Source organism: Streptomyces sp. NPDC058674, from assembly GCF_042716505.1.
Lineage (GTDB): Bacteria > Actinomycetota > Actinomycetes > Streptomycetales > Streptomycetaceae > Streptomyces.
Genome location: NZ_JBHXSC010000025.1, coordinates 25511 through 48830 on the forward strand (window position 1 = coordinate 25511; position 23320 = coordinate 48830).

General features: G+C 67.4%; 19 protein-coding genes and 2 pseudogenes. 7 read left to right on the forward strand and 14 right to left on the reverse strand.

The features are described from left to right. Positions 1–11: 11 nt before the first annotated feature. Positions 12–269 (reverse strand): hypothetical protein, encoded by a 258-nt coding sequence (locus ACFWU6_RS15580; protein ID WP_073921102.1) that lies wholly within the window; start codon positions 267–269, stop codon positions 12–14. Positions 270–1040: 771 nt separating this feature from the next. Between ACFWU6_RS15580 and ACFWU6_RS15585 the strand changes: the two genes are divergently transcribed. Beyond that, on the forward strand, positions 1041–1307 hold the full coding sequence (locus tag ACFWU6_RS15585) for a hypothetical protein (protein WP_383981369.1): 267 nt from the start codon (positions 1041–1043) through the stop codon (positions 1305–1307). 429 nt (positions 1308–1736) lie between these two features. Here ACFWU6_RS15585 and ACFWU6_RS15590 read toward each other — a convergent pair whose 3' ends face one another. Then, positions 1737–2288: an excalibur calcium-binding domain-containing protein gene (locus tag ACFWU6_RS15590; RefSeq protein WP_242439050.1), complete on the reverse strand. Its 552-nt coding sequence runs from the start codon at positions 2286–2288 to the stop codon at positions 1737–1739. Between the two features lie 393 nt (positions 2289–2681). Here ACFWU6_RS15590 and ACFWU6_RS15595 point away from each other — a divergent pair. Beyond that, positions 2682–2890, forward strand: a pseudogene (locus tag ACFWU6_RS15595) (PfkB family carbohydrate kinase); the annotation flags it as partial. Positions 2891–3159: 269 nt separating this feature from the next. Here the strand turns inward: ACFWU6_RS15595 and ACFWU6_RS15600 are convergent. Further along, positions 3160–3348: a hypothetical protein gene (locus ACFWU6_RS15600; RefSeq protein WP_383981466.1), complete on the reverse strand. Its 189-nt coding sequence runs from the start codon at positions 3346–3348 to the stop codon at positions 3160–3162. 349 nt (positions 3349–3697) lie between these two features. Between ACFWU6_RS15600 and ACFWU6_RS15605 the strand changes: the two genes are divergently transcribed. From ACFWU6_RS15605 to ACFWU6_RS15615, 3 genes are all read left to right on the forward strand, one after another. Beyond that, a complete protein-coding gene (locus ACFWU6_RS15605) occupies positions 3698–4195 on the forward strand; it encodes a hypothetical protein (protein ID WP_383981372.1) in 498 nt (165 codons plus the stop codon). A 104-nt stretch (positions 4196–4299) separates the two neighbouring features. Continuing rightward, entirely contained in the window at positions 4300–5202 is a 903-nt protein-coding gene (locus ACFWU6_RS15610) for a DUF3626 domain-containing protein (protein ID WP_383981374.1), read from the forward strand. Continuing rightward, positions 5189–5989, forward strand: coding sequence for an IS5 family transposase (locus ACFWU6_RS15615; RefSeq protein WP_383981376.1), 801 nt, complete (start codon positions 5189–5191; stop codon positions 5987–5989). Before ACFWU6_RS15610 ends, ACFWU6_RS15615 begins: the two co-directional genes overlap by 14 nt. 450 nt (positions 5990–6439) lie before the next feature. Here the strand turns inward: ACFWU6_RS15615 and ACFWU6_RS15620 are convergent, their stop codons facing one another. The 7 genes from ACFWU6_RS15620 to ACFWU6_RS15650 form a co-directional block, all read right to left on the reverse strand. Continuing rightward, positions 6440–6778 (reverse strand): STAS domain-containing protein, encoded by a 339-nt coding sequence (locus ACFWU6_RS15620; RefSeq protein WP_383981378.1) that lies wholly within the window; start codon positions 6776–6778, stop codon positions 6440–6442. Beyond that, positions 6775–7980, reverse strand: a complete 1206-nt coding sequence (locus ACFWU6_RS15625; RefSeq protein ID WP_383981380.1) for a PP2C family protein-serine/threonine phosphatase — start codon at positions 7978–7980, stop codon at positions 6775–6777. Before ACFWU6_RS15625 ends, ACFWU6_RS15620 begins: the two co-directional genes overlap by 4 nt. Further along, a complete protein-coding gene (locus ACFWU6_RS15630) occupies positions 7980–8783 on the reverse strand; it encodes an alpha/beta fold hydrolase (RefSeq protein ID WP_383981460.1) in 804 nt (267 codons plus the stop codon). The genes ACFWU6_RS15625 and ACFWU6_RS15630 overlap by 1 nt, the downstream gene beginning before the upstream one ends. Positions 8784–9098: 315 nt before the next feature. Then, positions 9099–10118, reverse strand: coding sequence for an ATP-dependent DNA ligase (locus tag ACFWU6_RS15635; RefSeq protein ID WP_383981382.1), 1020 nt, complete (start codon positions 10116–10118; stop codon positions 9099–9101). Positions 10119–10546: 428 nt separating this feature from the next. Continuing rightward, positions 10547–10720: a hypothetical protein gene (locus ACFWU6_RS15640; protein WP_383981384.1), complete on the reverse strand. Its 174-nt coding sequence runs from the start codon at positions 10718–10720 to the stop codon at positions 10547–10549. 185 nt (positions 10721–10905) lie between these two features. Beyond that, positions 10906–11286 (reverse strand): nuclear transport factor 2 family protein, encoded by a 381-nt coding sequence (locus ACFWU6_RS15645; RefSeq protein WP_383981386.1) that lies wholly within the window; start codon positions 11284–11286, stop codon positions 10906–10908. Next, entirely contained in the window at positions 11283–11639 is a 357-nt protein-coding gene (locus ACFWU6_RS15650) for a hypothetical protein (RefSeq protein ID WP_383981388.1), read from the reverse strand. The genes ACFWU6_RS15645 and ACFWU6_RS15650 overlap by 4 nt, the downstream gene beginning before the upstream one ends. 290 nt (positions 11640–11929) lie before the next feature. Between ACFWU6_RS15650 and ACFWU6_RS15655 the strand changes: the two genes are divergently transcribed. After that, positions 11930–13513 (forward strand): PIN domain-containing protein, encoded by a 1584-nt coding sequence (locus ACFWU6_RS15655; protein ID WP_383981390.1) that lies wholly within the window; start codon positions 11930–11932, stop codon positions 13511–13513. A gap of 57 nt (positions 13514–13570) precedes the next feature. On the opposite strand, the gene ACFWU6_RS15660 is transcribed toward ACFWU6_RS15655, so the two are convergent. Then, positions 13571–14050, reverse strand: a complete 480-nt coding sequence (locus ACFWU6_RS15660; protein WP_383981392.1) for a hypothetical protein — start codon at positions 14048–14050, stop codon at positions 13571–13573. A gap of 222 nt (positions 14051–14272) precedes the next feature. After that, positions 14273–15081, reverse strand: a protein-coding gene (locus tag ACFWU6_RS15665) for an IS5 family transposase (protein ID WP_383981394.1) whose coding sequence is annotated in 2 segments (ribosomal slippage) — positions 14273–14742 and positions 14742–15081 — 810 coding nt in all. Because the reading frame shifts where the segments join, the coding sequence is not laid out codon by codon here. Positions 15082–15150: 69 nt separating this feature from the next. Here ACFWU6_RS15665 and ACFWU6_RS15670 point away from each other — a divergent pair. Beyond that, positions 15151–15759, forward strand: a pseudogene (locus tag ACFWU6_RS15670) (transposase); the annotation flags it as partial. A gap of 223 nt (positions 15760–15982) precedes the next feature. On the opposite strand, the gene ACFWU6_RS15675 reads toward ACFWU6_RS15670, so the two are convergent. Together ACFWU6_RS15675 and ACFWU6_RS15680 are read right to left on the reverse strand one after the other, a co-directional pair. After that, positions 15983–16372: a hypothetical protein gene (locus ACFWU6_RS15675; protein ID WP_383981396.1), complete on the reverse strand. Its 390-nt coding sequence runs from the start codon at positions 16370–16372 to the stop codon at positions 15983–15985. Positions 16373–16378: 6 nt separating this feature from the next. Beyond that, positions 16379–23095: a polymorphic toxin-type HINT domain-containing protein gene (locus tag ACFWU6_RS15680; protein WP_383981398.1), complete on the reverse strand. Its 6717-nt coding sequence runs from the start codon at positions 23093–23095 to the stop codon at positions 16379–16381. Between the last annotated feature and the right edge of the window lie 225 nt (positions 23096–23320).

Below are 23320 nucleotides of genomic sequence, written 5' to 3' on the forward strand. Positions count from 1 at the left end.
CGCCGCCGAGTTCAGAAGCGCCGCAGGCGCTGAAACATCACGACGCTGCGGTCGCCGAACGCAGCGGGCGCGACCATGAGCAGTACTTCCTCGGAGGCCGCTCCCTGCAGCACGGCCCAGATCGCGGCGCCCGTCAGCACGGACCCGAAACGGAGCATCACCGAAAGGGTGCTGAGGGTTTCCGTTTGCGCAGCCCAAAACAACGGAATGGTACCTTCGGGCAACGCCGGAAAAAGGGCAACAAATTTCCGGTACGCGCGTTCAATCACGGCTGTCTCTCCTTAGGTCGGATGGGCGCCCGGTCGAACGCGCAGGGTCCCGGGGGTTGCCGCCCTCGGGACCCTTTCTCGTTTCGCAGTGCGTGTCCGAGTCCAGGTCCCGAACGGTAACCACGGCGATGCCCGCACCACCACGCCGGCCGCCGGCGTGAAACCGGGGTGCGCAGAAACGGCCCCCGCGCACCCGCGGTGCCCCCACCCCCTGTAGAGCACGTTTTCGAAAACGCTGCGCCAAATCCGCCAATCAAGCGATCAGATAATGCAATCGATGCATCTCCCGGTGTCGGAGCCGGGCGACCGACACGCCTTCCACGTTCACCCGAACGGAGCACATCTTCAGTTCGACGGCCGCCTCACCATGCAATTTCACAGCATCACGAGGCCGCCGGAATCCGCCTACGAGCCGCCTGCCACCTGCACGGTCGCCCCGCCCCTCCCACATGCCCTCCGAACAGGGCAAGCGGACAGGCGCCCCACACGACACCTCCGGCGACCGGGCAGGCGGCGTCGCACTGGCATGAAGGCCCTGCCGCCGGAGAAGCGCAGCCTGACCCTGCGTATGCTCGTCAACAACCAGTCTGATCAAGAACCTGACGTTGCGCGGTCTGCCCGCGCTCGCCCCGTGCGCCCCTACCCCGTTCTCGCGGCTCTGGCCGCCCATTCCGCTCCCGCCGCCACGGTGGCACCGGTGGCCGCTGGTGTGGCGGGCCCGGCCGGGTGCGTGCTCCGTTGCCGTTGTTCGAGGCGATCGACCGGCCGCCGGTGGCTGTCGAGCACCGCGAGGGCTACAGCCGGAACCTGTACAAGCACTGGAACAAGGGCCTGAACGCCAGGGATGGCTGGGACACCCGCAGGGAGGTCATCCTCGCTGAAGCCATCAAGGCGCCGCAGGTGGCGGCCGGCTGCAAGCTGACCGGCGGATCCTGGCGCTCCGCCTACGACAACATCGTGGTGACGAACGCCCCTCGCCTGGACGTCGACCACTTCGTGCCGCTCGCCGAGGTGTACGACTTTGAACAGGTGCCGTAGTCGGCGGCGCGGCGGGAGGCGTACGCGAACGACCAGAACAGCCCATACACCTTGATCGCGGTCTCCGCCGCCTCCAAACAGGAGCAAGGCCGGCAAGGACCCGGCGGAGTGGCTGTCCTCGGACGGCTCCTACCACTGCACGTACGCCGCAACCTGGGTCGGTAAGAAGCTGCGCTGGGACCTGACCGTCGACGAGAACGAGCGCCAGGCCCTCCTCGGGTTCGCCGAGGACTGCCGCAACACCACCGTCGTCTACGAACCGGCCCCCTGACCCACCCGAGGCAGGCCGCTGCCGGGCACGAAGAGCACGCCCCGCGCACGCCCTCCGTGTCCGGCCATCAAAACGAACTTGTGCTGCCGACCGAAATGCCCGGCCGGGACTTGCGTCCGGCCGGGCATCCCCGGGTCGGGCGGCTCCTGTGGTGGTGTCTACTCGCAGGCGACCCCGTCGCCGTCACGGTCGAGGTGACGCCCGTATCCGGGGTCCCCGCGGCGGATCGGGTCAGCATCAGCGGCTCGGACGTCAGTGCAGTTGCGGTAGCTGACCGCCTTGCTGGGACCGTCAGCGTTGCCGTCGTCGGGGGTGGCTCGGCCGCCGCTGCCGGAACCGGATTGTGGGCCGCCGGGGGCGGGGGGCGCCTGCCGGGGTCCTGTGGTCTTTGCCACGTCTTGGGACGGGGACAGCACGGTGGGTGCCGGCGTGGGCACGGCGACGGAAGAGGCCGACGCCGTGGCCGGAATGGGGGCGGGGGTGAGCGTCACCATCACCGTGGCCGTCGCAGTCGCGGTGGCCGTGACGGTCGGCTGCGGGGCGCCCTTGGCGTCGTCCCGCGGCTTTTGCCCACCTGGATCCGCGGCCACCAGCACGATGAACCAGACACAGGCCAGCGTGACCGTGACGGCCCTGGCCGACTTGCCCCAGCGAGCCCAGAACGCCAGCACCGCACCCAGCGGCGGAAGCACGGCCGTAGCGGCGATCACGACGGGAACAGCAAGGGCCGGATGCCAGCGGCGGCCCTCGCCCCGCGGCGGCACATCGGAAACATGAGGCTGGGACACGACTCTCCCCTGGTCGACATTCACACGGGCCCGGCCCGCCCTTCCCAGCGTGATCAAAACCGCCCGGAAGCCGGAGCCGCACCCGCCTCCTGCACTCCCAACGGCGACACCCCCGCCAGAACACGCAACCCGCCGGCGCCGTTCGAGCCGCACGCCCGCCCAGGGCCAGGCGCGGCCGTCTGGGCCACGCCCCCGTCACCGAGGCCTCGGATGCACGGGCGACACGGTGGACGGAGTGGGTGAAATGTCCCTCGGCGTGGGTGAGGGCGGCGGCAATCAGCGCTGTGTTGGGGACGGCGTGGACCCAGCACGCTCATGACGGCCATCGCCCTGCTCGGCAGTACGAACATGGACCTCGTCGCCTACGTCCCCAAGGCCCCCGGCTTGGGGAGACCGTCACCGGCCACGCCTTCCGCACGGTCCCCGGCGGAAAGGGAGCCAACCGAGCCGTCGCCCCCGCCCGCTGCGGCGCGGAGGTGATGATGATCGGCGCAGTCGGGGCCGCCGAGTTCGGGCGGGATCTGCTGCGCCGCATGAGCATCCCCACCACCTCGGCCAACAGCGGGTGTGTACACGCCCCTGCCATGCCGCAGTCGCTGCAACAGACCAGCTGACGAACACCTGCGCCCACTCATGGTCAGTCCGGGCGGAGCTCCCTTGCTGCGGTGCCTGCGGCTTGGTGGATTTAGGCTGGAACCGGCGGCCGGCGCGGTGAGCGGCCCCCGGTCGTCACCCGTGGGCACCTGCCCCTCCCCCACTGTGCAGGTGCCCACCCCAGCATCGGCGGGCGGCACTATCCCGTGGCTGCGGCCGGACCCCCGCCCAACCGGGGCACGTCCTCCACGGCCGCATCCAGACGCAGGCGCACGTACCGGATCGGATGTCGGTAGACACCACCGCGGTCGACGGAGGTGTCGGCGCTGATCTCCGCGACGAGGCCGGGCTGGACAAGGGTGGTGTCGAGGACGTCGCGGGCCCCCACACCGACGAGAACGTCACACCGGTCCAGGGATGGGCGGAGTCGGCGGGGGTCAGGTGCTCGGCGAGCTCGCGGGCCGCGTCAGGACGCAGCGGGACCGTGCGGCCGACGGAACGGAGTCGTCCAGTCGGGTCGTGACGGCCGAGGGTGAGCGGGCGATCAGCCCGGCGTCCGCCATCTCCGGGGGCGGGCGGTCCGCTGTCTGTCGGCGTACTCGTTGAAGTGCTCAGCCAGGTACGGATGAACGTGCTCACTTCGGCGGCTGTCCAGAAGGCGCGTTCTGTGCATGCCGCTGGCTCTGTAGGCGAGATCCCGTTGTTCGCGCGTCCGGTTCGCATGGATGATCAGGTCCATGCTCATGAGCCGAGGCACGCTCGATGATGTTCCGCTGGCCACGCTGTTCCCGCAGCTGCCACCCGCCGACATGGAGGCAATGCGTGTCGTGGCCGACGCTGTCGATGCGGCTCGCGTCAAAGAGGACGTGCCTCAGTGGCAATGGGCACCGGGGCATGCCGTGTGTCCTGGTCCGCAGCCCGGTGTGGCCGTGGTCCTCATGGCCGACATCATCGTGCATGCGGACGGAGGCGATCAGCTTGAGTTCTGGCTGCAGGTGTTCTGGACGGATCAGGGGAAGATCGCCGTAAACGCGGCGGTGAACGTGGCCTGCTGGTGCGAGACCGACCACGCCACCCATGACATCGACGAACTCACGCTGGTTGTCGACGAGGCGACGTCACTGGCCCAGGCGTTTGCGGCAGGCTCTGAGCGACTGGTCGGCTGCCTGGTGGATCCGCATGATGCGGACTACTGGCGGAACCGGGCGGCTCTGCCGCCCCGCTGGACGCGTTAGAGATCGTCTCGATTGGTGATCCATCAACGCTCCGTCACGCTGGAACGGGCTGTCGGTGGACAATTCGCGTGCACCGGTTGATCAGGGTGGGGAACACTGTGCTGATGAGCTCTGCAGCCTCCCAGACAGCGCAGGAACGGGCCCTTCGGCATGTCGCGGAACTGGCGTCGGGCCCTCCGATGGACCCGGCATTGCGGGTGACCCTCAACTTCCACCCTGACCGTCTGCTGCACGGCCAGCCGATCCTGGACGCTATGGCCGAGGGCGGCGTCTACCACTCGCAGTTCGTCACGGGGACCAGCAACGGCGGCCTGACCGCGCATCCAGGCGGCGACCGGTGGCGCTGGGAGAGCCGGATCTTCGACGGGGCGTATGACGAAGCGACCGCTCATGAGCGGCCCGTCTACGGGGCGTTGAACTTCCGCCGCAAGCCGGTTGGCGGGGCACCACGGTTCGGCTCGGCCCACTTCCGGCTGACGGCCCAGACGCTGACGCGGAGCACGTTCTGCTACCCGGACAGTTTCCTCGAACCGTCGGATTTTGGTGTCGCGGCCCGCATGGGGCTTATCGAGCTTGCTTGCGCCGATCGGCAGGACGAGCTTGACGACTACATCGAGGCGCAGGTGCACGCGTCGGTCCAGCTGCGATGCGATGTGGAGGCGCTGGTGCTGGACCCCTGCTACCGAGGCACGACGGTCGAGGAGGCGGCTCAGCGTCTTGGCTGCCCGGTGGAGTGGCATCCCGGCTTCCGACTCAGGGTTGAGGAACTTCGATGTTACCCCGACTACCGCGGTCAGGAGTATGTCGACTTGGGCACGCAGATCGCGGTCGACGGCGTGCTCGATCCTCGGATCGTCGGAGACGCTACACGCGCCGGCCTCTGTGACCTCCAGGCGGTCAAGAAGGTGTGGCACTACCTGGCGCGATTCGGGTCTCCCTGCAAGGTCACGGACACCTCGGTGGCTCCGGCACCGATGGAGGGGGCTGTACTCGATGGCCTTCGTTGAGGGGCTGGTGCCAGAGGGACTGTGGGATTTGTTCCGGGCTGTGAGACCGCAGGTCCCCACGCGGCCGCAAGGCGGCGGTCGTCGACGGGTCGACGATCGCGCGGTGCTCGCCGCGATCATCTTTGTCGCCACGTCAGGGTGCACCTGGCGGCAGCTGCCGCCTGTCTTCGGTGCCTCATGGCAGACGGCCCACCGGCGGTTCTCCGAGTGGACCGCGGCGCGCGTGTGGGCGAAGCTCCACCGCCTGGTGCTGGACGAGCTCGGCGCCCGCGGGGAGCTGGACTGGTCGAGGTGCGCTCGACTCCGTGAACATGCGAGCCCTCAAAGGGGGGAGCTGACAGGCCCGAATCCTGTTGATCGCGGCAAGAAAGGCTCGAAGATCCACTTGATCACAGAACGGACGGGTCTGCCCCTCTCCATCGGCATCTCCGCCGCCAACACCCACGACAGCCAGGGTCTCGAACCCCTCGTCCGAGGCATACCGCCCATCCGCTCCCGCCGTGGACCGCGTCGCCGCCGTCCGGCCAAACTCCACGGAGACAAGGGCTACGACTACGACCACCTGCGGAAATGGCTCCGTTCTCGGAACATCACGCCGCGCATCGCCCGCAGGGGCATCGAATCCTCCCAGCGTCTCGGCCGTCACCGCTGGACCGTGGAGCGGACGGTGGCCTGGCTGTCCGGGTGCCGTCGTCTTCACCGCCGCTACGAACGCAAGGCCGAGCACTTCCTCGCCTTCGCCGGCATCGCCGCCACCCTCATCTGCTACCGGAGATTGACCAACTGAGACGATCTCTAAAGCTGCTGTCAACGATCGTCTGCCCGCGACCGTGTTTTCAAACACCCCGCTCTTCCGATCGGGGAGCTCGACGGCACGGAAGCCCGGGCAAGTACGCGCTTCCGCGTTCTGGATCAGCCGGTTCTCCCCGCGTGTAGCAGGGACGGATCTTCGGCGGCCTCATCGGTGAGGTGAGCGAAGCGTTCGCCGAGCAGACCGGGGGCACAATAAGGACATCGAGGCGAGGCTGGCGGCATGCGCCCCAAACGCGGTGGGTGGCAGGTGGCTGCGGGTTTCTGCCCTCCGGTCGGCCGAGAGCGTGGGTGGTCCCCACTCGTTGTCCGGGGGTGGATGACGAACTGAGAGCAGGGAATCGGCAGCCGTACGGGGCGGGGCAGCAGCGCCGCGCATTGAGGTCCCATCTCGAGAGATTGCAAGGCGAGGGTGCCAACCTTGCGGTCAGGCCCCGATTGCGGAGTCGTTGTCGGGATGGAGCGGGAAGACCTGGTCCAGCCCGACGACCCGCAGGACGCGCCGCGTGTTGGCCGGCACGGCAGCTAGTGCGATGTCGGCGCTGGCTGACTGGGCGTGGTTGCGGGCGGCGATCAGGGCGCTGATGCCGCTGGAGTCGCAGAACTCCATGCATGCCAGGTCCAGGACGAGGCACTGGCCCCGCTCCAGGGGAAGGGTCTGGAGGAGGTCGCGCAGGGCTGGGGAGGTGTCGTAGTCGAGTTCCCCGATGACTTCTACGAGCGGACCGTTCGGGGTGTCTCGGACGGTGAGATCCAGCGGGCTCATACCGGCTCCCTGGGGGCGGGGACGCTGAGGGCGAGGAGGGCGGTGTCGTCGCCGAAGCCGTCCAGCAGGCCGGTCAGCGCCTCCATGACCGCGTGCGGGGACCGGCCGGCGTGCTTGGTGGCGAAGGCGCGCAGGGCTTCGTCTCCGTACAGGTCGGTGCGGCTTTCGCCGGTGCGGGCTTCGGTGAGGCCGTCGGTGTAGAGCAGGAGGGTGTCCCCCGGGCCGCCGGGGGTGGGCAGGAAGTCGGCTGTGCCATCGGCGCGCAGGACCAGGGCTGGCGGGTGGCCTCCGGAGGCGAGGTGGACCGTGACGTGCCCGGTCTGCGGGGCGGGTTCGAGGGTGCCGAAGATGGCGGTGCAGTAGCGGGGGTCACCGCTGCTGTAGCGCTCGTGCAGGACTCTGTTCAAGGTGGTGAGGGCGGAGACGGGGTCGGGGTCGTGAAGGGCTGCGGCGCGCAGGGTGTAGCGGGTCAGCGAAGTGACGGCGGCGGCTTGCGGGCCCTTGCCGCACACGTCGCCGAGGAAGAACGCGAAACGTGTGGCGTCGAGGGGGAAGACATCGTAGAAGTCGCCGCCGAGCCGGTCGGGGGAGGCAGTGCGGTAGTGCGCGGCGCTCTGCACGCCGGGTATGGGCGGCAGGGTGTCGGGCAGCAGTGATGACTGGAGTGCGGCGAGGGCGTCCTGGAGGCGGGCCCGGTCGGCTTCGGCCCGCCGGTGTGCTTCCTCGGCGGCTTTGCGGGCCCGCAGGAGTTCTTCTTCGTAGGCGCGGCGGTCGCGAGCGTCGAAGAGGGTGGTGCGGATGAGCAACGGCTCGCCCGTGGCCCCGTGCTTGATGGTGGAGGAGACCAGCACCGGCATGCGGACGCCGTCTGCCTTCTTGATCTCCAGGGCGATGCCGCCGATCTCGCCCCGCACGCGTAGCAGTGGCGCGAAGTGCGTCTCGTGGTAGAGCTTGCCGCCCACCGTCAGGAGGTCGGCGAACCGCATCCGGCCCACCACCGACTCCCGGTTCAGCCCCAGCCAGTCCAGCAGCGTCGCGTTGATCTTCGCGATGGTGCCGTCCATCAGCGTGGACAGGTACCCGCACGGCGCGCGCTCGTACAGCTCCTCCGCGCTGTCCTCCAGCAGTGCGGCGAACGCCGCATCCGAGGTCTTCTCGTCGCTGGGGTCGCGCGGGTCGGGCTGCTGACCGGTGCGGCACATCACCGCAGGCCTGCCAGGAAGCCGGTGATCGCCTCGTTGGTGGCTTCGGGTGCGGACATGTGCGGGCAGTGTCCGGTGGCGTCCAGGGTGATCAGTGTCGAGCCTTCGATCGCCTGGTGGACGAATGCGCCGACCTCGGGCGGGGCGATGGCGTCCTGGGTGCAGTCCAGCACCAGTGTGGGCACGCTCACCTTCTTGAGGTCGTCCCTGGAGTCGGACAGGAAGGTGGTGCGGGCGAAGACGCGCGCCATCGCCGGGTCGGTGGCGCAGAAGCTGTTCGTGAGCTCCTCACCGAGTTCGGGCCGGTCCGCGTTCCCCATGATCACCGGTGCCATCGCGGCCGACCAGCCCAGATAGTTCGACTCCAGCGAATCGAGCAGTTCCTCGATGTCCTCGGCGGAGAATCCGCCCCGGTAGCCTTCGTCGTCGATGTATCGGGGAGAGGGCGCCACCATCACCAGCGCCCCGATCCGCTCCGGAGCCGTCTGGGCGGCCAGCACGCCGATCATCGCGGAGACCGAATGCCCGACGAACACCGCGCCTCGAAGGTCGAGCGCGCCGCACACGTCCACCACGTCCTGGGCGTATCCGGCGAGGGATGCGTAGCGGGTCTCGGAGAACGCGGAGAGATCCGAGCGGCCGGAACCCACGTAGTCGAACAGCACCACCCGGTAGTCCTTGACCAGGGCGGGGACGGTGAGGCGCCACATGTTCTGGTCACAGCCGAACCCATGCGCAAGGACCACTGTGGGGCCGTGGGGGTTGCCGGTGACGGTGGCGTTGTTCCTGCGCTGGATATCCATGTCCAGCAGTCTCTCAGGCTCCACCCACCGCTCCTGCAAGCCCCCGGATCACCCCACAGACCCCACCCCACGCCTCCACACGCAGCCCGTACGTGCGTCCCCCACCCAAGGCGGCAGCCGTACCCAGGCCGTCCCGCGACGTCCCCCTTGCCGGCCGACGGGTTGGCCCAGGCTCTCTGAGGCTTCTCCACCAGCGCCTGGCGCGCCCACAGCGGCCAGGCCGGGCCGGCAGACCGCAGTGCGTGCAGTCTCCGGGCGGTGATGGCCCATCACGCCCCGGACGGTGACAGCCGAGCGCCCGGCCGAGTACGCGGGTCAGCCGACTGCCGCAGCCGGCCCCGCCCCGAACCGGGGGACGTCCTCGACCGCGACGTCCAGGCGCAGCCGCTTAAACCGCAGCGGATGCCGGAACACCCCACCCCGGTCGACGGACCGGTCGGCGCTGATCTCCGCCACCAGATCAGGGCGGACCAGGACCGCGTCCAGGGCGTCGCGGGAGCCCCACGCAGAAGCGAACCGCACCCCGTTCCACGGGTGTCCCGGGTCGGCGGTTGCCAGCTGCTGCGCGACCAGGCGGGCCTGGTCCGGGCGCAGCGGGACGGTGTGGCCCACCGCCCGCAGTCGGCCCGTCTCGTCGTAGCGGCCCAGGACGAGGAGCTGCGGGCGGGCCAGGCTGCCGGTGACCGCGCCGACCAGGGCCTCCGTGGTGTCCCGCCGGCGGACCTTGGACCAGCCGCGCGCGCGGGGCAGATAGCGCTGGGACATGGGCTTAATGACCAGGCCTTCGACGCCTGACACGTCGGTCCACGACTCCAGCCACTCCCGCACCGTCGCCAGGTCCGTGGTCATCGGGCACAACGTCCACGGCGCGGTCAGAGCGCGCGACGCGAACAGGACCTCCAGGCGCCGCCGGCGCTCCCGGTAGGGCAGGTCCAGCAGTTCGACACCGTCTTGCAGGACGTCGAACGCCACGAAGTAGGCCGGCCGGCTGGCCGCCAGCCCGGCCGCGGTACGGCCGCGGGCCGCCGCCCGCCGCTGCAACCCCTCGAAGGACAGCCGGCCCGCCTCGACGTCCCACACGAGCAGCTCGCCATCCAGGACCAGGCCGGCGGGCAGCTGGTCGGCGGCCGCGACCAGATCCGGGAACCGGTCCTCGATCATCGACCCGCGACGGGTCTGGAGTAGCACCCGCCCGCCCGGGGCGGCCGGGGTGAAGAGGATCGCGCGGTGGCCGTCGAACTTCTTCTCATAGGCGACCGGGACGTGCGGGCGTACGGGCGGGATCACCTCCGCGGCCTGCGCCAGCATCGGTTCCACCGGCGGCCGCAGCACCATCTCCCCGCCCTCCGCCTGTCGTACGGGCCCAAGCCCGGACCGCCCCGCGCACCACACCCCGGGGTGCCAGGCCGGGCGACGCGACACGACAGGACCGGCCGGCGTGACTACGGGGCGCGCCGGCCGGGTTCTGTCTGGGAGAGGCCCGTCGTCGACACGGTTCCCACACGCACCGTCCCACGCCCCGGCGTCCGCCGCCTCGCCGGCTGCGGCGGATGGATGACGAGTCCACCCCCACGGACGTCTATGGCGTCCGGAGCCGCCCGGCCGTCAACTGGCCGACGGCCCGCCCGTAACCATCAGGACCCCGCTGGGCGTTGCCTGCCTGCCGTGCGGCTGGTGTCCCCCCGCATCCCCCGCGCGGCCTCCCGGCGGTGGCGCCCTGCCCGGACACCCACCGCCGGGACACACACCCCCGACGTCGCCGGTCAGGCCGCAGTGCCGTCCCGGATCTCGAACAGCGGCAGGACGCCCGCCATCTTCAGCAACCGCCGAAGCTGATCCGGCACCGGACCCCCAAGAACCAGATTCCGTGTGTGACGCAGGCGCACCAGCACGCCGAGGACGGTCGAGTCCGCGAACTCCAGCCCGGCGACGTCCACGAGGCCCCTCGACCCGTCGAACAGGGTGACCCAACCCAGTGGGACCTTCTGTCCCTGACCGGTCGTGTCACGCGTCCGGCCCGGACCGTCAGTGGCGGGGCCCTGATGGGTGTGCAGCCATTGGTGGCCGAGCCAGCATCGCAGTGCGGCGTGCGGCGTGCGGGGCGAGGGGCGGGGGGCGGGGGTCAGAACATGGTGTTGTCGTTCTTGGAGGTGGGCGGGATCACCTGGAGGACGTCCCAGTGTTCGACGATCTTGCCACCGGCGTCAAAACGGAAGATGTCGATGCAGGCGTACTCCTCGTCGGGCCAGACCTGGTGGCAGTGCAGGACCACGTGATCGCCCTCGGCGAAAGCACGCTTGACCTCCACCCTCTTGCCCGGGTACTCCGCCGCCATACGCTCGAAGTAGTCGATGAACGGCTGCTTGCCATCGCCGACGTCCGGATTGTGCTGAATGTAGGTGTTACCCGCGTACCGGCCGATGGCCTCCGCGGGGCGGCACTGGTTGAACATCAGATCGTAGAAGGCCCGCGCCGTGACCTTGTTCTTCTCCGGGTCGCTCATGGAGCCACCGTAGGGTCGGGAGCCGGGCACGGCACGGTGGGACCGTCGAGCAGATGGGCAGCCCACCCGCCGGGGCACAGGAAGCACCCCGGCGCGCTGTACGCGTCCGGCCAGGCCGGTGGGACGTGGACTTCGCGGACGGTGTCGATCAGGTCGGGGAAGCCGCCTTCTCTCCGGGCCTGGGCCAGCTGCGCCGACAGCTGGCGGTACATCGGCGGCGTGTGCGGCAGGACGCCCTCAGCTGCGAGCCGGTGCATCACCCGTCGCAGCGTGACCTTCAGCGGCGCGTACCCATCCACGATCTCCCGAGCGCAGTCCACAACGAGGGGCCACCGGATCCGTTCACGAGCCATACCGGTACATGTACTCCTCCGCACCGCCGCCGGCCCCCGGGATACGAGACAGACCTCTTCCTCCGGCTATCGCGGACAGAGAGGTGTCGTTTTCCGAAGGGGGCTTGCCCACGGCATCTGACCTGCACGAATGCAAGATCACCAGATTCGGGGGGTCCCACCTCCGGTCACACCTGCGGTCCCCCGCCTAGTGCACCCGTGCAGACACCTCTCCAGCCCCCTTCCGATGCAACCCCTCCGGATCGAGGTACGGCCTACGACTGGTGCGGAGCCGCACGAGATGATGCCCGGTGAATGCTACGGAGGCACGGTTGATCATCTTTGATACGAATGCGGTGAACCTTCTCCCGCCGTCCGGTCTTCGGGCCGACATCATCCGCAAGTTGCGGCAGTCCGGCCATCACAAGGTGGCCGTGCCGTGGATGGTCATGGAGGAGCTGGTCGCCCACCAGACGAAGCACTACCCCGACAAGTACCGGGCCGTCGTGAACACTCTGGCGAAGCTGCGCGAGGCACTGCCGTGGGAGTTGAAGAGCTCCCTGGAGCCGCTCGACTTGAACCGCCTCGTTGCCCACTGGCGCAGCGCGTACGAGGAGATCTTCGAGGTCATAGACACCAGCGGGGACGCCGCACGCAAGGCGCTGGCTCGTGAGGCCATGGCCCTTCCGCCGGCGAAGGCGACCAAGGATCGGTCCGAGGGCGGTCGTGACGCGGCAGTCTGGTTCTCCATCCTTGAGTACCTGGAGGAGAACCCGGACGAGGAGGTCTGCTTCGTCACGAACAACACCAAGGACTTCGGCGACGGGGCCCCGTATCCCTATCCGATGAACGAGGACGTGCGCGGCCTGGAAGGCCGGCTCACCCGGCTCACGGATTTCGACGCGGTCGTCTCGAAGTTCACCAAGGAGGTGTCCGGGCGGGACGCCGAAGCAGCCGCTGAGGAGCTGCTGAGGTCGCTGTCCGTTCGCAACCGGGTGTCGCGAACCGCAGTCGAGATGCTCAGCTCACCGGTCGGGTTCGTCGGTCTGGACACCGCCAAGGCGTCTGTTCAGTGGCGCCAGTGGCTCGCCTCTCCCGAAGCGGAACTCCTGAGCATCGCCGACGTCCTCGGTCACGAGATCGAGGGCAGCGTCTGGTACACCGCCAACACCCGCTGGCTTCTGCACGGGGTCGCCATCAACGGCGACGACGATGACGTGCGGTACGTGTCGTGCGTCTGGGAGATGAAAGTCCTCTTCTCCGCGAACGGCGGGGACGAAGCGCCGACCCTGCTGACCCCCGGCGAACCCGTGCTCCCGAACACGGACGATGCGCGGTGCATGGAGATCATCAAGAGGCTGAAGGCCAGGGCATCGCGCGCGCAGCGGGTCCTGAGGAACCAGCTCGCCCACTCCCCCGGCGAGCGCCTGATCGCCGAGAGCATCGCCGGGGCCATGCCCACGCTCGATGTCGCTGGTGTCATGGCGGGCAGCGTCTCCGACTTGCTCCCCAAGCTGACTGCCGCCGATCTTCTCGGGCAGGGCGTCATTGAGCAGATCAGAGCTTCGATGCCCACGCTCGACATCGCCACCACCTTGAACCAGGCGGCTGCTGATCGCCTCGTCGCCGGGCTGCCGAAGCCCGACTTCAGCGGGCTGATTCCTCAGCTGGACTTCAGCCACCTCGTACCGAAGATCGACTACAGCCACCTCCTCCCGCGGACGACCATCAACCAGATCGCCGCCGCTGCGTTGGCAGGGGGAACCCAGAGCCCTACCGATGACGATGACGCCGCGGGCTCCGATGTCGACGACGGCTCCGATCCGGAGACCGGGCCGGAGACCGGGCCGGAGACCGGGCCGGACGAAGCGCCCGACTCGGAAACAGACCGCTGACCAAGCCGTCGGTTCCTGGGCAAGCCCACCGGTGCGGAGGGCTTGCCCAGGCTCCCCTCAAGCTTGCCCAGCCGCCGGCTCCCACAGCGGGCGGGCAAGCCCGGTGCCGTCGCAGTGGAAGCACCGACCGCCCCCGGGCGTGCTGCGGGCCCCGACGGTGTCGACGGCCTGGCGCAGGAGCCGGGTGAGGCCGTCGACGTGGGCCGGGTGCAGGGCGAGTTCGTGGCGCTTGCCCACCATGACCTCCAGCGCGACCCCGGGCCCGGAATAGCCCAGTTCCGCGGTGACGCGGTGGGTGACCGTGCGGATGAGGTCGTGGAGGTGGCCCATCGTTTCCATTCCGGACAGCTCCACCCGTGCGGTGAACAGGACGTCGTCCGGCTCGGTAAGGGACAGCAGCGCCTCCGGCCGCTCGAACGGCACGAGGCGGCCGACCGGGTCGCGGTGGGCCGCGTGAAGGCGCGCCAGGGCCAGCCACATGTCGCCCGCGTCGCTCTGCACGAGCACGTCCGGGTGCTCTCGCTTGTTTCGTCTCATGACGCGTGAGCCGCGCACCGCCTCAGTCGGTCAACCTCAAGACCACGTCGACGGGCCGCACGAATTCCACGCGGCCCGTCGTTGTGGGCAGTCAGGCGACGACGCCCGCGATGAACACGATGAACGCTCCCACGCCGAAGCAGATGAAGGAGCACTGCACGTAGCGGTGCTTGCGCCAGGCGATCTCGCTCATCTTGATGAGCTGCTGGCTTACTGATCGTTTCAGAATGAGGTTCGGAGTCGTCGTAAGCAGATGATGCTGCAGGCGAGTTGGAGGAGACCGAGGTGAAGGTCGGCTCGTATCTCGTAGCGGATTCGAAGGCGTTTGAACTGGTGGAGCCAGGCGAAGGTGCGCTCGACGACCCAGCGGGTCTTGCCCAGGCCGGAGCCGTGAAGTGTGCCGCGGCGGGCGATCTTGGGTGTGATGCCGCGGGCCCTGATCAGACGACGGTACTTGTCGAAGTCGTAGCCGCGGTCCGCGAAGAGTCGGCGGGGCCGGTGACGTGGCCGTCCGCGAAGCCCGCGGATGCGGGGTATCGCGTCGATCAGAGGCATGAGCTGGGTGACATCGTGACGGTTTCCGCTGGTCAGGGAGACGACAAGTGGCGTTCCGTGCCGGTCGACGATGAGGTGGTGCTTGCTCCCCGGGCGGGCGCGGTCAACTGGCGAAGGTCCGGTGTGATCCCCCCTTTCAGAGCCCTGACGTGCGAGGCGTCGATCGAAGCGTCATCCATGTCCAGCAGCCCGGCGACCCGCAGCTCGGCCAGCAGGACTTCGTGGAGGCGGGGCCACACGCCGGCCTCGGTCCAGTCCCGAAGCCGGCGCCAGGCCGTCACACCACTGCAGCCGAGCTGTCCGGTGGGAACGTCCCGCCAGCTCACTCCCTTGCACAGCACGTAAACGATGGCTCTCAAGGCGGCACGGTCATCCACCGGCAGTCGCCCGGGATACCGAAACCGCCTGGCCGGCCGCCCCGGCAACAACGGGGCCACACGTTCCCACAAGTCATCAGGCACGAGATCAGCAGACACACCTCAGATCCTGCCGACACCACACCCAACTGCCAAGCCCCGCAACGAATCTCATTCTGAAACGATCAGTTAGTCACGGCGTACTGGCGCACCAACTTGACGTTACGGCAGCTCGCACCACTGTTCGGCGTCTCGAAGTCCGCGGCCACCCGCATCATCAGCCACCTTGGCCCCCTGCTCGCGCTCAAGCCCCGCAGACGGTTCCGCAAGAGCACCGTCCTCATCGTGGACGGAACCGTGGTTCCCACTCGCGACCACACCGTGGCCGAACGGTCGAAGAACTACCGGTACTCCACCAACCACCAGGTCGTCATCGACGCCGACACCCGCCTGGTCGTCGTGGTCGGCCGGCCGTTCGCCGGCAACCGCAACGACTGCAGGGCATGGGAGGAGTCAGGCGCCAAGGCCGCCGTGGGTAACACCGTCACGATCGCCGACGGCGGCTACCCGGGCACCGGACTCGTCATCCCACACCGCCGACAGCGCGGCCAGAGCGAACTCCCGGACTGGAAAGAGGAGCACAACAAGTCCCACAAGCAGGTCCGAGCCCGCGTCGAGCACGTCTTCGCCCGCATGAAGACCTGGAAGATCCTCCGCGACTGCCGCCTCAAAGGCAACAGCGTCCACCACGCCATGCTCGGCATCGCCCACATGCACAACCTCGCCCTCGCCGGATAGGCCAGCGGGCTGCAAGGGGGGCCACCACCATGCCCGAGGTGGCTTCGAGATCTTTATGGGACAGCCCTTAGCGCCTCTGGGGCCCGCCGAATATCAGCGGGCCCCAGAGGCATCGCTTACCAGAATCGAGAGAAGCTGCGATCAAATCCGAATTCCTCAGATCCTGACCAATTATCTCCTGAGGTGAAAACCGATCCCACGATTCCCCCTCTGACAGAGAAGTCTACTTCTTCGAAACCATCGAAATCCCGTTCATCGAAAGGGAGAACATGCGCACGAGAGCCCTTCGAACATCCGGATCTCGATCGATTCGATCCAGCGATTTGAGCGTCGCTGGCGCAAGATCGATCGTGGCAATCCCGCCAGCCCCTCGCTCATCCGTAGCCGAGAACAGCACGAGACATCGATATGCACGCACGACCCCTCCTCGCTCCTCACGCATCAGCGACTTGAGGATTACAGCGCCTTCCCTCACCTGGCTGCGCAGCCCGTCCACTGAGGACCATCGAGTTGCCCAGCCTCGCCCCTCCGCCTCCAACTGGATCGCGAGCAGCGTATCGAAGCTAATCTGGCAAACGCGGAAGTCTGGGTCGGTCGAATGAATCACAGACATAAGGCACTACTCCCCGTCGTAGACGTCGATGCGGATTGGCGTATCTGGGTCGATGCGCCCGTCCCTCATCCTCGTTCGGAGTTCGTCCTTACGGTGATGGCCTCCAAGGATCGTGCCGTCACTCGAGACGAGAATTCCGTCTCCTGCTCCAGGATTATTGATCCCGTCCAGAAGTTCCTCATTGCTCAGCATCTCGTGGTACCACTGCGACGCTGGATCGCGAGTATCCTGCCCATCGGCGTATCTACCAATATCGCCAGCCTTCTCATAGCGTGCGGATATTCCACAATCTCCGGCGGAATTATGAACGAGTACGGGCGTGGCCCCCGCCAGTACATAGTACGTGTGAAGGTCTTCTACGGTGAGGTTGTATGTCCTAGCCCGCTGCGTGTAAGCCTCGTTGCCTACTAGGATCACTGTCTCGCTGGAGGCGGTGAGAAACGACATGCCCTGTCGCAGGTCGCCTGCTTCTATCCAGTCGCCTTCCGAAGGAGACCAGAAGGGATGCTCGTGCGTTGCTACAAGTTGTTCCACACCGTCAGGCGTGACGATGGAGAGTCTGTTGAAGTTCTTGTCGTCTTCCGTGACGATGAGCTTAGAAACTCGACGTTTGCCTGTGTCGCCTGATCTCGGGTCGGTTGCGATGACCTCGTCGCCGACCTTCACATCCTCTATTTTTTTGGTCGCTCCGTCGGCCATGAGGACGCCAGTACCCGCTAGAAAGCACTTACACGATTTGCCCGCCGCCGCGCCGCCCCTGGCGCCCCCGCGGCTCGCGCCCCCTGCGCCGCCCGCTCCGGCACCCGGGGTGCCTTCATAGCCTACGTATTGCGTGATCCGGTACATGTCCATGCTGAAGTATTCGTTCTTTGCTTCCTCTGGACAGTGCACCGAACCCGGGCCGAGGCACACATTTGCGGCGACGGCGATCCGGTCATCTTCTGTGATGTACCCGATCCTCGCCTTGAAGGCGCTCAGTTCCTTTTCGTAGGCCTTCCGGAATGCCACATACGTCTTGTCATTCATGTACGTACGAGCGATTTTGGTAATCTTACGCTCGACGTGGTTGACGGTGTTGTTGATCGATTTCGTGTCGTGGACGGTCGGCGTTGTGTCCGGGTAGTGGCCTTGGCTGTTGCGGCCATATCCGGGTCCGCTGCCGTCTCGCTTTTCCGAGCGGCCCCAGCCGTCGTCGAGCCAGAGACCGCTAGGGTCCCAGAAGCTGACTGGGTTGTTATTGGCGTAGGTATATCCGTGGAGCTGCTGGGCGTCGGCGAGGTCCATGATCGGGTCCACCGAGACGAAGCGGCCGATGGTGGGGTCGTATTCGCGGGCTCCGATGTGGGTGAGTCCGGAGCCGGAGTCCTTGGTGCCTCCGACGAATCCCTTCTCGCCTGCCCAGTCTGTGGGCTGGGTTCCGCGGTTCTCTCCGAAGAGGCCGGTCTTGCGGCGGGTCACGGTCTGGGCGGCGTCGGCCGTGACCTGGATGGTGCCTGTGTTGTGGTGGTCGGTCAGGGTGAAGGTGAGCTTGCCGCCGGTGCGTACGGCGATGTCGCCGTAGTAGCGGGTGGCGGTGACCGTTCCGCTCTTGTCCAGCTTGAGTTCGTTGCCACCAGGTAGGTAGAGCGTGGTGGCGTCCTGCTCCTTGCGCAGGAGCCGGGTGCCGGCTGCGTCGTAGAGGTACGTGCTGGTGGACGTGCCCTGGATGAGGGACTTGAGATGTCCTTCGGCGTCCCAGTCGAGGTACTGGGTTTCGCCGGTGCCGCTCTTGCGGGTCTTGGTGTTGCCCGCAGCGTCGTAGGTGAACGTCTCATCGTGCGGATCGGTACCGGTCTGAGTGACCTTGGTCAGGTCGTGCTTGCCCGCGGTCGGAGCGGCGTAGGTGCGGGTGGTATCGGCGGTCGGGCCTGAGGCGGTCTTGTGCTTGGTGTCGGTCTTGCGGTTGCCGACCGCGTCGTAGGTGAAGGTGCTCCAGTAGGGGTCCTCACCACCTATGACGGCGGTCGAGGGACTTGCTGCGCAGGTCTCGCCCTTATTGGTCCAGGCCTGGGTGATGCGGCGCAGGGCATCGAGGTTGACGCACTGGGTGTCCGTGGTGCGCTGGGTGTCCTGGCCGTAAGCAGTGGCGATGAAAGTCAGATTGCCGGCCGGGTCGGTTGTGTACTTAGTGTCCTGGATCGTCTTGGGCGCGACCTCACGGTCGATGGTCGCGCGAGTAACGGCTCCGGTGTGCTCGTCATACTGATTGGACTGCCAAAGGTGTTGCCCGAAGTCTCCGAGTTCCTCGCGCATGGGTCGGCCGTAGTGGTCGTAGGTCATGGCCGAGATGAGTGGTTGCCCACCGGCAATCATGGTGTTGCGCAGCCCGGACACAGAGAGGTAGGTATTGCTGACCGTTTCGGTCGGCTGGTCGCCCATCGCGGGATGCCTGACCCACATGGCCTGGCCGGTGTTCAGGTTGTAGGAGGTGTTCCACTTGTAGGTTCCGGCCATTGCGCCGGTGTCGGGGGTGGACGGGATGGTGACCTGGTTGGCGACCGGCTGGTAGAGGCTGTTGTAGGCGGTGACGGTCGACTCGTACGCCTTGCCGTCCACGAATCGGGTCGAGGTGGTGAGCTGGCCCTTGGCGACGGTGTCGTACACCATCGAAGTCAGCGTCGTCGTGCCGTTCTTGGTGGCGAGGGGACGGCCGAGCTCGTCGTAGTCGGTGTGCAGGGTGACGTTGCGGGCGTCGGTGACGTCCGTGACCCGGTCGCCTTGGTCGTAGACGGTCTTGGTCTTGCCCTTGTCGGGGTCGTTCGCCTCGGTCTGGCGGCCGCGAACGTCGTAGGTGTAGGTCCACTTGGCCTGGCCGGGGTCGGTGACCTCTGCCAGTTGGCCCAGCTTGTTGTAGCCGTAGGTGGTCGACTGCGAGGTCGTCCGAGCGGCGTTGGTGTACTGCTTGAGTTCGGTGGTGCGTCCCAGTGCGTCGACGACGGTGGTGGTCGCGGTGCCGCCCTGGGGCGGGATGACGGTGGTGGTGTCACCGGTGTAGTTGGTGGTGGTGCGCTTGGTTTCTGTGCCGAATTTCTTCGAGATGACCGCAGTGGGTCGGCCGGCGCCGTCGAAGACGGTGTCGGTGGAGGCCGGGTAGTTGAGTTCCTGGCCGGTGACCAGGTCGGGCGAGGGGGCGCCGGTGGCGTAATAGGTGCCGGAGTTCCGCCAGGCCAGGCCACGGGAGTCGTAGGAGGTCTGGGTGATCAGGCGGCCTGCGAGGTCGGGCGACTGCGTCTGCGTCTGGAGCTCGCGGCCCAGGCCGTCCTGGATAGAGTGCGAGACGGAGTACTTGCCGTCATGAGTCAGCGTCTTCGAGGTGATGACGCCCGGCCCGTTGTTGCGGATGAGGTATTCGAATGCGCGGTTGGGCACGTCCGGGTAGGTGGCGGCCGCTCGCGTGGGCAGCCATACCTTCGTCACCCGGCCCATTGCGTCGTACGCCGTCGTGGTGACCTTGCCGTTGGCGTCCGTGGCCTTGGTGAGCTGGGCGCGCAGCGGGTCGGTTTCGGTGGTGACGATGTGGCCCTTGGGGTTCGTCACCACCGTCGTGGTGGCGGGCTCGCCCGCGGCAGGCGTGTAGGTGGTTGTGGTCACCTTGCCGTAGGCGTCAGTGGAGGCCAGTGCCCGGCCGTGTACGTCGTAGCAGGTCTGGTTCTGTGCGGGGCCGCAGGTGGAGGGAACGGCGGCGACGATGTCGTAGCCGTCTCCCTTTCCGTTGATCTTCTCGGTTTTGGTGATCAGGCCGGCAGCCGGGACGGTGCCCAGGGGGCCGTTGTCGAAGTAGGTGCGGGTGTCGCCGAGGACATCGGCGGGCCGGTTGGCGGCCGTGCCGCAGGGCACTGCCACGCTTTCCACGCGGCTGTGCTTGTTCAGGATCCAGCTTGTGGTGTTACGGGCGTAGGTGGTGGTGGTGCAGGACTCGTCGCCGGTCTTGGCGGTGTCGCCGTTGTTCGACTCCCAGTCGACCATGCCGTATTCGTCGAAGTGACGGCTGGTCTCGGTGGTGCGGGTGCCGCTGGTTACGGTCGTACGGGTCGACGTCTTCTCTGTACCCGTCTTGTAGGAGACCAGGTCGGGGAGGCCGGGTCGCCCGCGCTTCGCGGCCGCCTCCGAGCGCCAGGGGGTGTTGGACACCGCACTGACGAGCTTGCTGGTGTCGTCGCCGTTGTATGTCGCGGATTCACGGACCAGGCCGCTGAACTCGGGCCGGTCGGTGACGGCTGAGCCCGTGCCGTCCTTGACTTCCTTGCCGTCCAGACCCCGGAAGTACCGGGTCTCGGAGAGGGTCTGTGCGTCTTGGCCGGAACCGGTGCGGGTCTGAACCAGGCCATAGCCGCGGGAGATGGAGTGGACGCGGTCTGCGGCCTTGGTGAACTCACTGGTGTCCATGTCCCAGGCGGCGCCGCCGAGGTAGCTGTAGGAGGTCACCCGGTCGGGTGTCGAGGCGACGTTGTCGTCCTCGGCGATCTGGGTGGCGACGTAGGTGTTGAACCAGTCGAGTCTGGAGGTTTCGCCCTCTGCTGCCCATTTGACGGGGTAGCAGCGGGTGGTGTTCGTGGCGTCCGCTGCGGGGAGCGTGGTGGAGGTGCAGTCGGGTGTGGAGTAGATGACTCCGATCGAACCGCCGGTCTCCGTGATGACCTGGTGCATGCGCAGGCGGATGAAGGGGGCGATGCCGTCACCGGTCTTGTCGACCCGGTTGGCCATCTGCTGGCCCGCGAACGTCACGGGGGGCATGGTGATGTCGGGGGCGTCGCCGGCCTTGGCGGTCCGGGTGATCGACTTCAGCCACATGGGCGTGGATATGCCGTCGCCCGCCGGGGGGAAGCCTTGGTCGAGTTTCCAGGAGTCGACGTCCTGGTAGGCCCCGGCCGTCAGAACCTTGGTGCTGATTTCCGTCAGGCGCATCCGTGACCAGAACGTGGGCGAGTACTGGCCCTTGCACTCTGCGGAGCCGTCCTTGCAGAACAGGTCGAAGGGCGTGTCGGGCCAGTTCTTGGCGTTCGTCTCGTCGAAGGTGCCGCAGTTGGTGAGGCACCTCTCGGCGACGTCGAACTTCACCTGGGCTGCGGCCTTGCCGGTGTAGACGGCGTCGGAGCGCAGGCCGTAGTCGATGCGGTCGAGCCACCCGCCGCGGATGTACGGGGTGACCGTGCCCTTGCCCGTGGTCTCGGAGAGGTTGCGGGCGTAGTTGTTGGTCTCGGTGTTCCAGTAGTACGCCATCGCGGTGCCGCCGGGGGCGACGACGTAGTCGAGCTGCCAGCGCCACGCCTGCTTGCACCAAGCGCTTGCGAAGGAGGCGTTGTAGCAGGGCTCGCCCGCCTGGTTTCCGAAGACCGGCGCGGTCCACGTCGACTTCGTGGTCGGGTCGTCGGCGGCCGAGCCGTTGTCCTTCCAGCCGGGAAGGCGGTTCAGGCCGAAGAAGTACTGGGTGCCGTCGGTCGTTGTGATCTTCCAGTGCTCACCGTCGTTGTCGCCGTTCGAGGCGCCGGTGAGTTTTTCGACCTTCTCGCCCGAGTCTGCGGCAGGGTGCCAGCCCTTGCCCTGTTCGAAGACGAGCTCGGTGGACTTCCCGCCGAGGGACATGGTGGCATTGTCGTTGAACCAGCACTGGTCGCCGACCTTGGTGGTGTTCGTGCCACCGGTCTTGTCGTCGTTGCAGGGCTTGTACTTGCGTTCGATGAAGCCCGGCTCCCAGTTCCAGCCGTCGCCGATCCACGACGACTGGCCGCTGGACGCGCTGGTGCGGCCGTCGACCGACTGGGAGCTGTAGCCGAGTGCGATGTTCGGCGCCAGGCCCCCCGGTACCGGGGGCGTGCTGATGCCGTAGGACCAGGCGAAGGCTCCGGTGGATCCGCCCGAGGTCCACGCACCTGCGGGCTGCAGCGAGGTCGCCTTGTAGTCGCCGGTCGGCCCCGCGTCACCGGCCGTGGCGGCCAGCACGGTCGCACCGCCGGCTGCGGCGGGAGCCGCCATCGCGGACACGCCGCCGGATTTAGCCGTCGGGTTGGCCCCGTCCAGGGTGGTGAGCTGCGTCGACAGTTTGCCCGAGCGGGTGTCGTTGCGGGTCTCGAGTGGCTTCTGCGTGCGGCATTCGGCCAAGTCTGGGGTGGTCAGCGCGCAGGCTGGGAGTTCGACGAGGTGGAGGCGGGCCGCGTAGTCGCCGCCGTAGGCGCTGCGGAAGGCGTTGTAGTCGACTTCGACTTTTGCCGCTGCCGGCTGGTTTGAGCCGTCGGAGCGGCCGACGGACAGGAGGATTCCGTCGATGCCTGCTTTGCGGGCCGCGTCCTTGGTCGCCAGGGTGACCTTTGCCTTCGCGGGCGCTTGCGCGGCCTTGCCCGGTGCGGTGGAGACTGAGACGGGGAGTTTGCCCGCCTTCTGCGCGTTCGCGTCGATGGCCGGCGCGGCGGTCGGCGCCGTCAGGAAGGCCTTCGAGGCCGGGCCCGATGTCAGGTCGACCTCGGCCGTCCCGGCCGCCGGCCAGGAGATCTTCGGCGCCTTCCACGGGTTTTGCGCCGCCGCGTCGGGCTTCTTCACACTGCCGGTGCGTACCGGAGTGACCGGGACTGCCTTCGGCTGTTTCACTGCCGGCAGCTTTGGTCCGGGTTTGCTGTCTGCCGCGGCAACGCCGCCGGGCAGCACGCTTGAGAGGACAGCCGCGGCCAACGCCGCGGAAAGCCCTCGCATGCGGAACCTTCTCACACCCCACCCCATACTTCTTTAGAAATTTACCGCCGCAGACTAACAGTCCATATTCGGTACCTGTGACGGCCCACCAGGCGCTTTAACTCGACGTCTAATACTGCAAAGTGGATCTTGCTGGTCAAATCGGGCGGCGCGCCTAAGAGTGGCATAAAAACAGCAGTTCAGCGGCGTTGGCGTGTCGACATGACCAGTAGAGTGACGCCGAAT

What these genes read in the sequence shown, in the direction of transcription:
- ACFWU6_RS15605 (WP_383981372.1), top strand. Translation starts at nt 3,698, where the DNA reads ATGCTCATGAGCCGAGGCACGCTCGATGATGTTCCGCTGGCCACGCTG.
- ACFWU6_RS15610 (WP_383981374.1), top strand. Translation starts at nt 4,300, where the DNA reads ATGAGCTCTGCAGCCTCCCAGACAGCGCAGGAACGGGCCCTTCGGCAT.
- ACFWU6_RS15615 (WP_383981376.1), top strand. Translation starts at nt 5,189, where the DNA reads ATGGCCTTCGTTGAGGGGCTGGTGCCAGAGGGACTGTGGGATTTGTTC.
- ACFWU6_RS15620 (WP_383981378.1), bottom strand. Translation starts at nt 6,778, where the DNA reads ATGAGCCCGCTGGATCTCACCGTCCGAGACACCCCGAACGGTCCGCTC.
- ACFWU6_RS15625 (WP_383981380.1), bottom strand. Translation starts at nt 7,980, where the DNA reads ATGTGCCGCACCGGTCAGCAGCCCGACCCGCGCGACCCCAGCGACGAG.
- ACFWU6_RS15630 (WP_383981460.1), bottom strand. Translation starts at nt 8,783, where the DNA reads ATGGATATCCAGCGCAGGAACAACGCCACCGTCACCGGCAACCCCCAC.
- ACFWU6_RS15635 (WP_383981382.1), bottom strand. Translation starts at nt 10,118, where the DNA reads ATGGTGCTGCGGCCGCCGGTGGAACCGATGCTGGCGCAGGCCGCGGAG.
- ACFWU6_RS15645 (WP_383981386.1), bottom strand. Translation starts at nt 11,286, where the DNA reads ATGAGCGACCCGGAGAAGAACAAGGTCACGGCGCGGGCCTTCTACGAT.
- ACFWU6_RS15650 (WP_383981388.1), bottom strand. Translation starts at nt 11,639, where the DNA reads ATGGCTCGTGAACGGATCCGGTGGCCCCTCGTTGTGGACTGCGCTCGG.
- ACFWU6_RS15660 (WP_383981392.1), bottom strand. Translation starts at nt 14,050, where the DNA reads ATGAGACGAAACAAGCGAGAGCACCCGGACGTGCTCGTGCAGAGCGAC.
- ACFWU6_RS15675 (WP_383981396.1), bottom strand. Translation starts at nt 16,372, where the DNA reads ATGTCTGTGATTCATTCGACCGACCCAGACTTCCGCGTTTGCCAGATT.
- ACFWU6_RS15680 (WP_383981398.1), bottom strand. Translation starts at nt 23,095, where the DNA reads ATGCGAGGGCTTTCCGCGGCGTTGGCCGCGGCTGTCCTCTCAAGCGTG.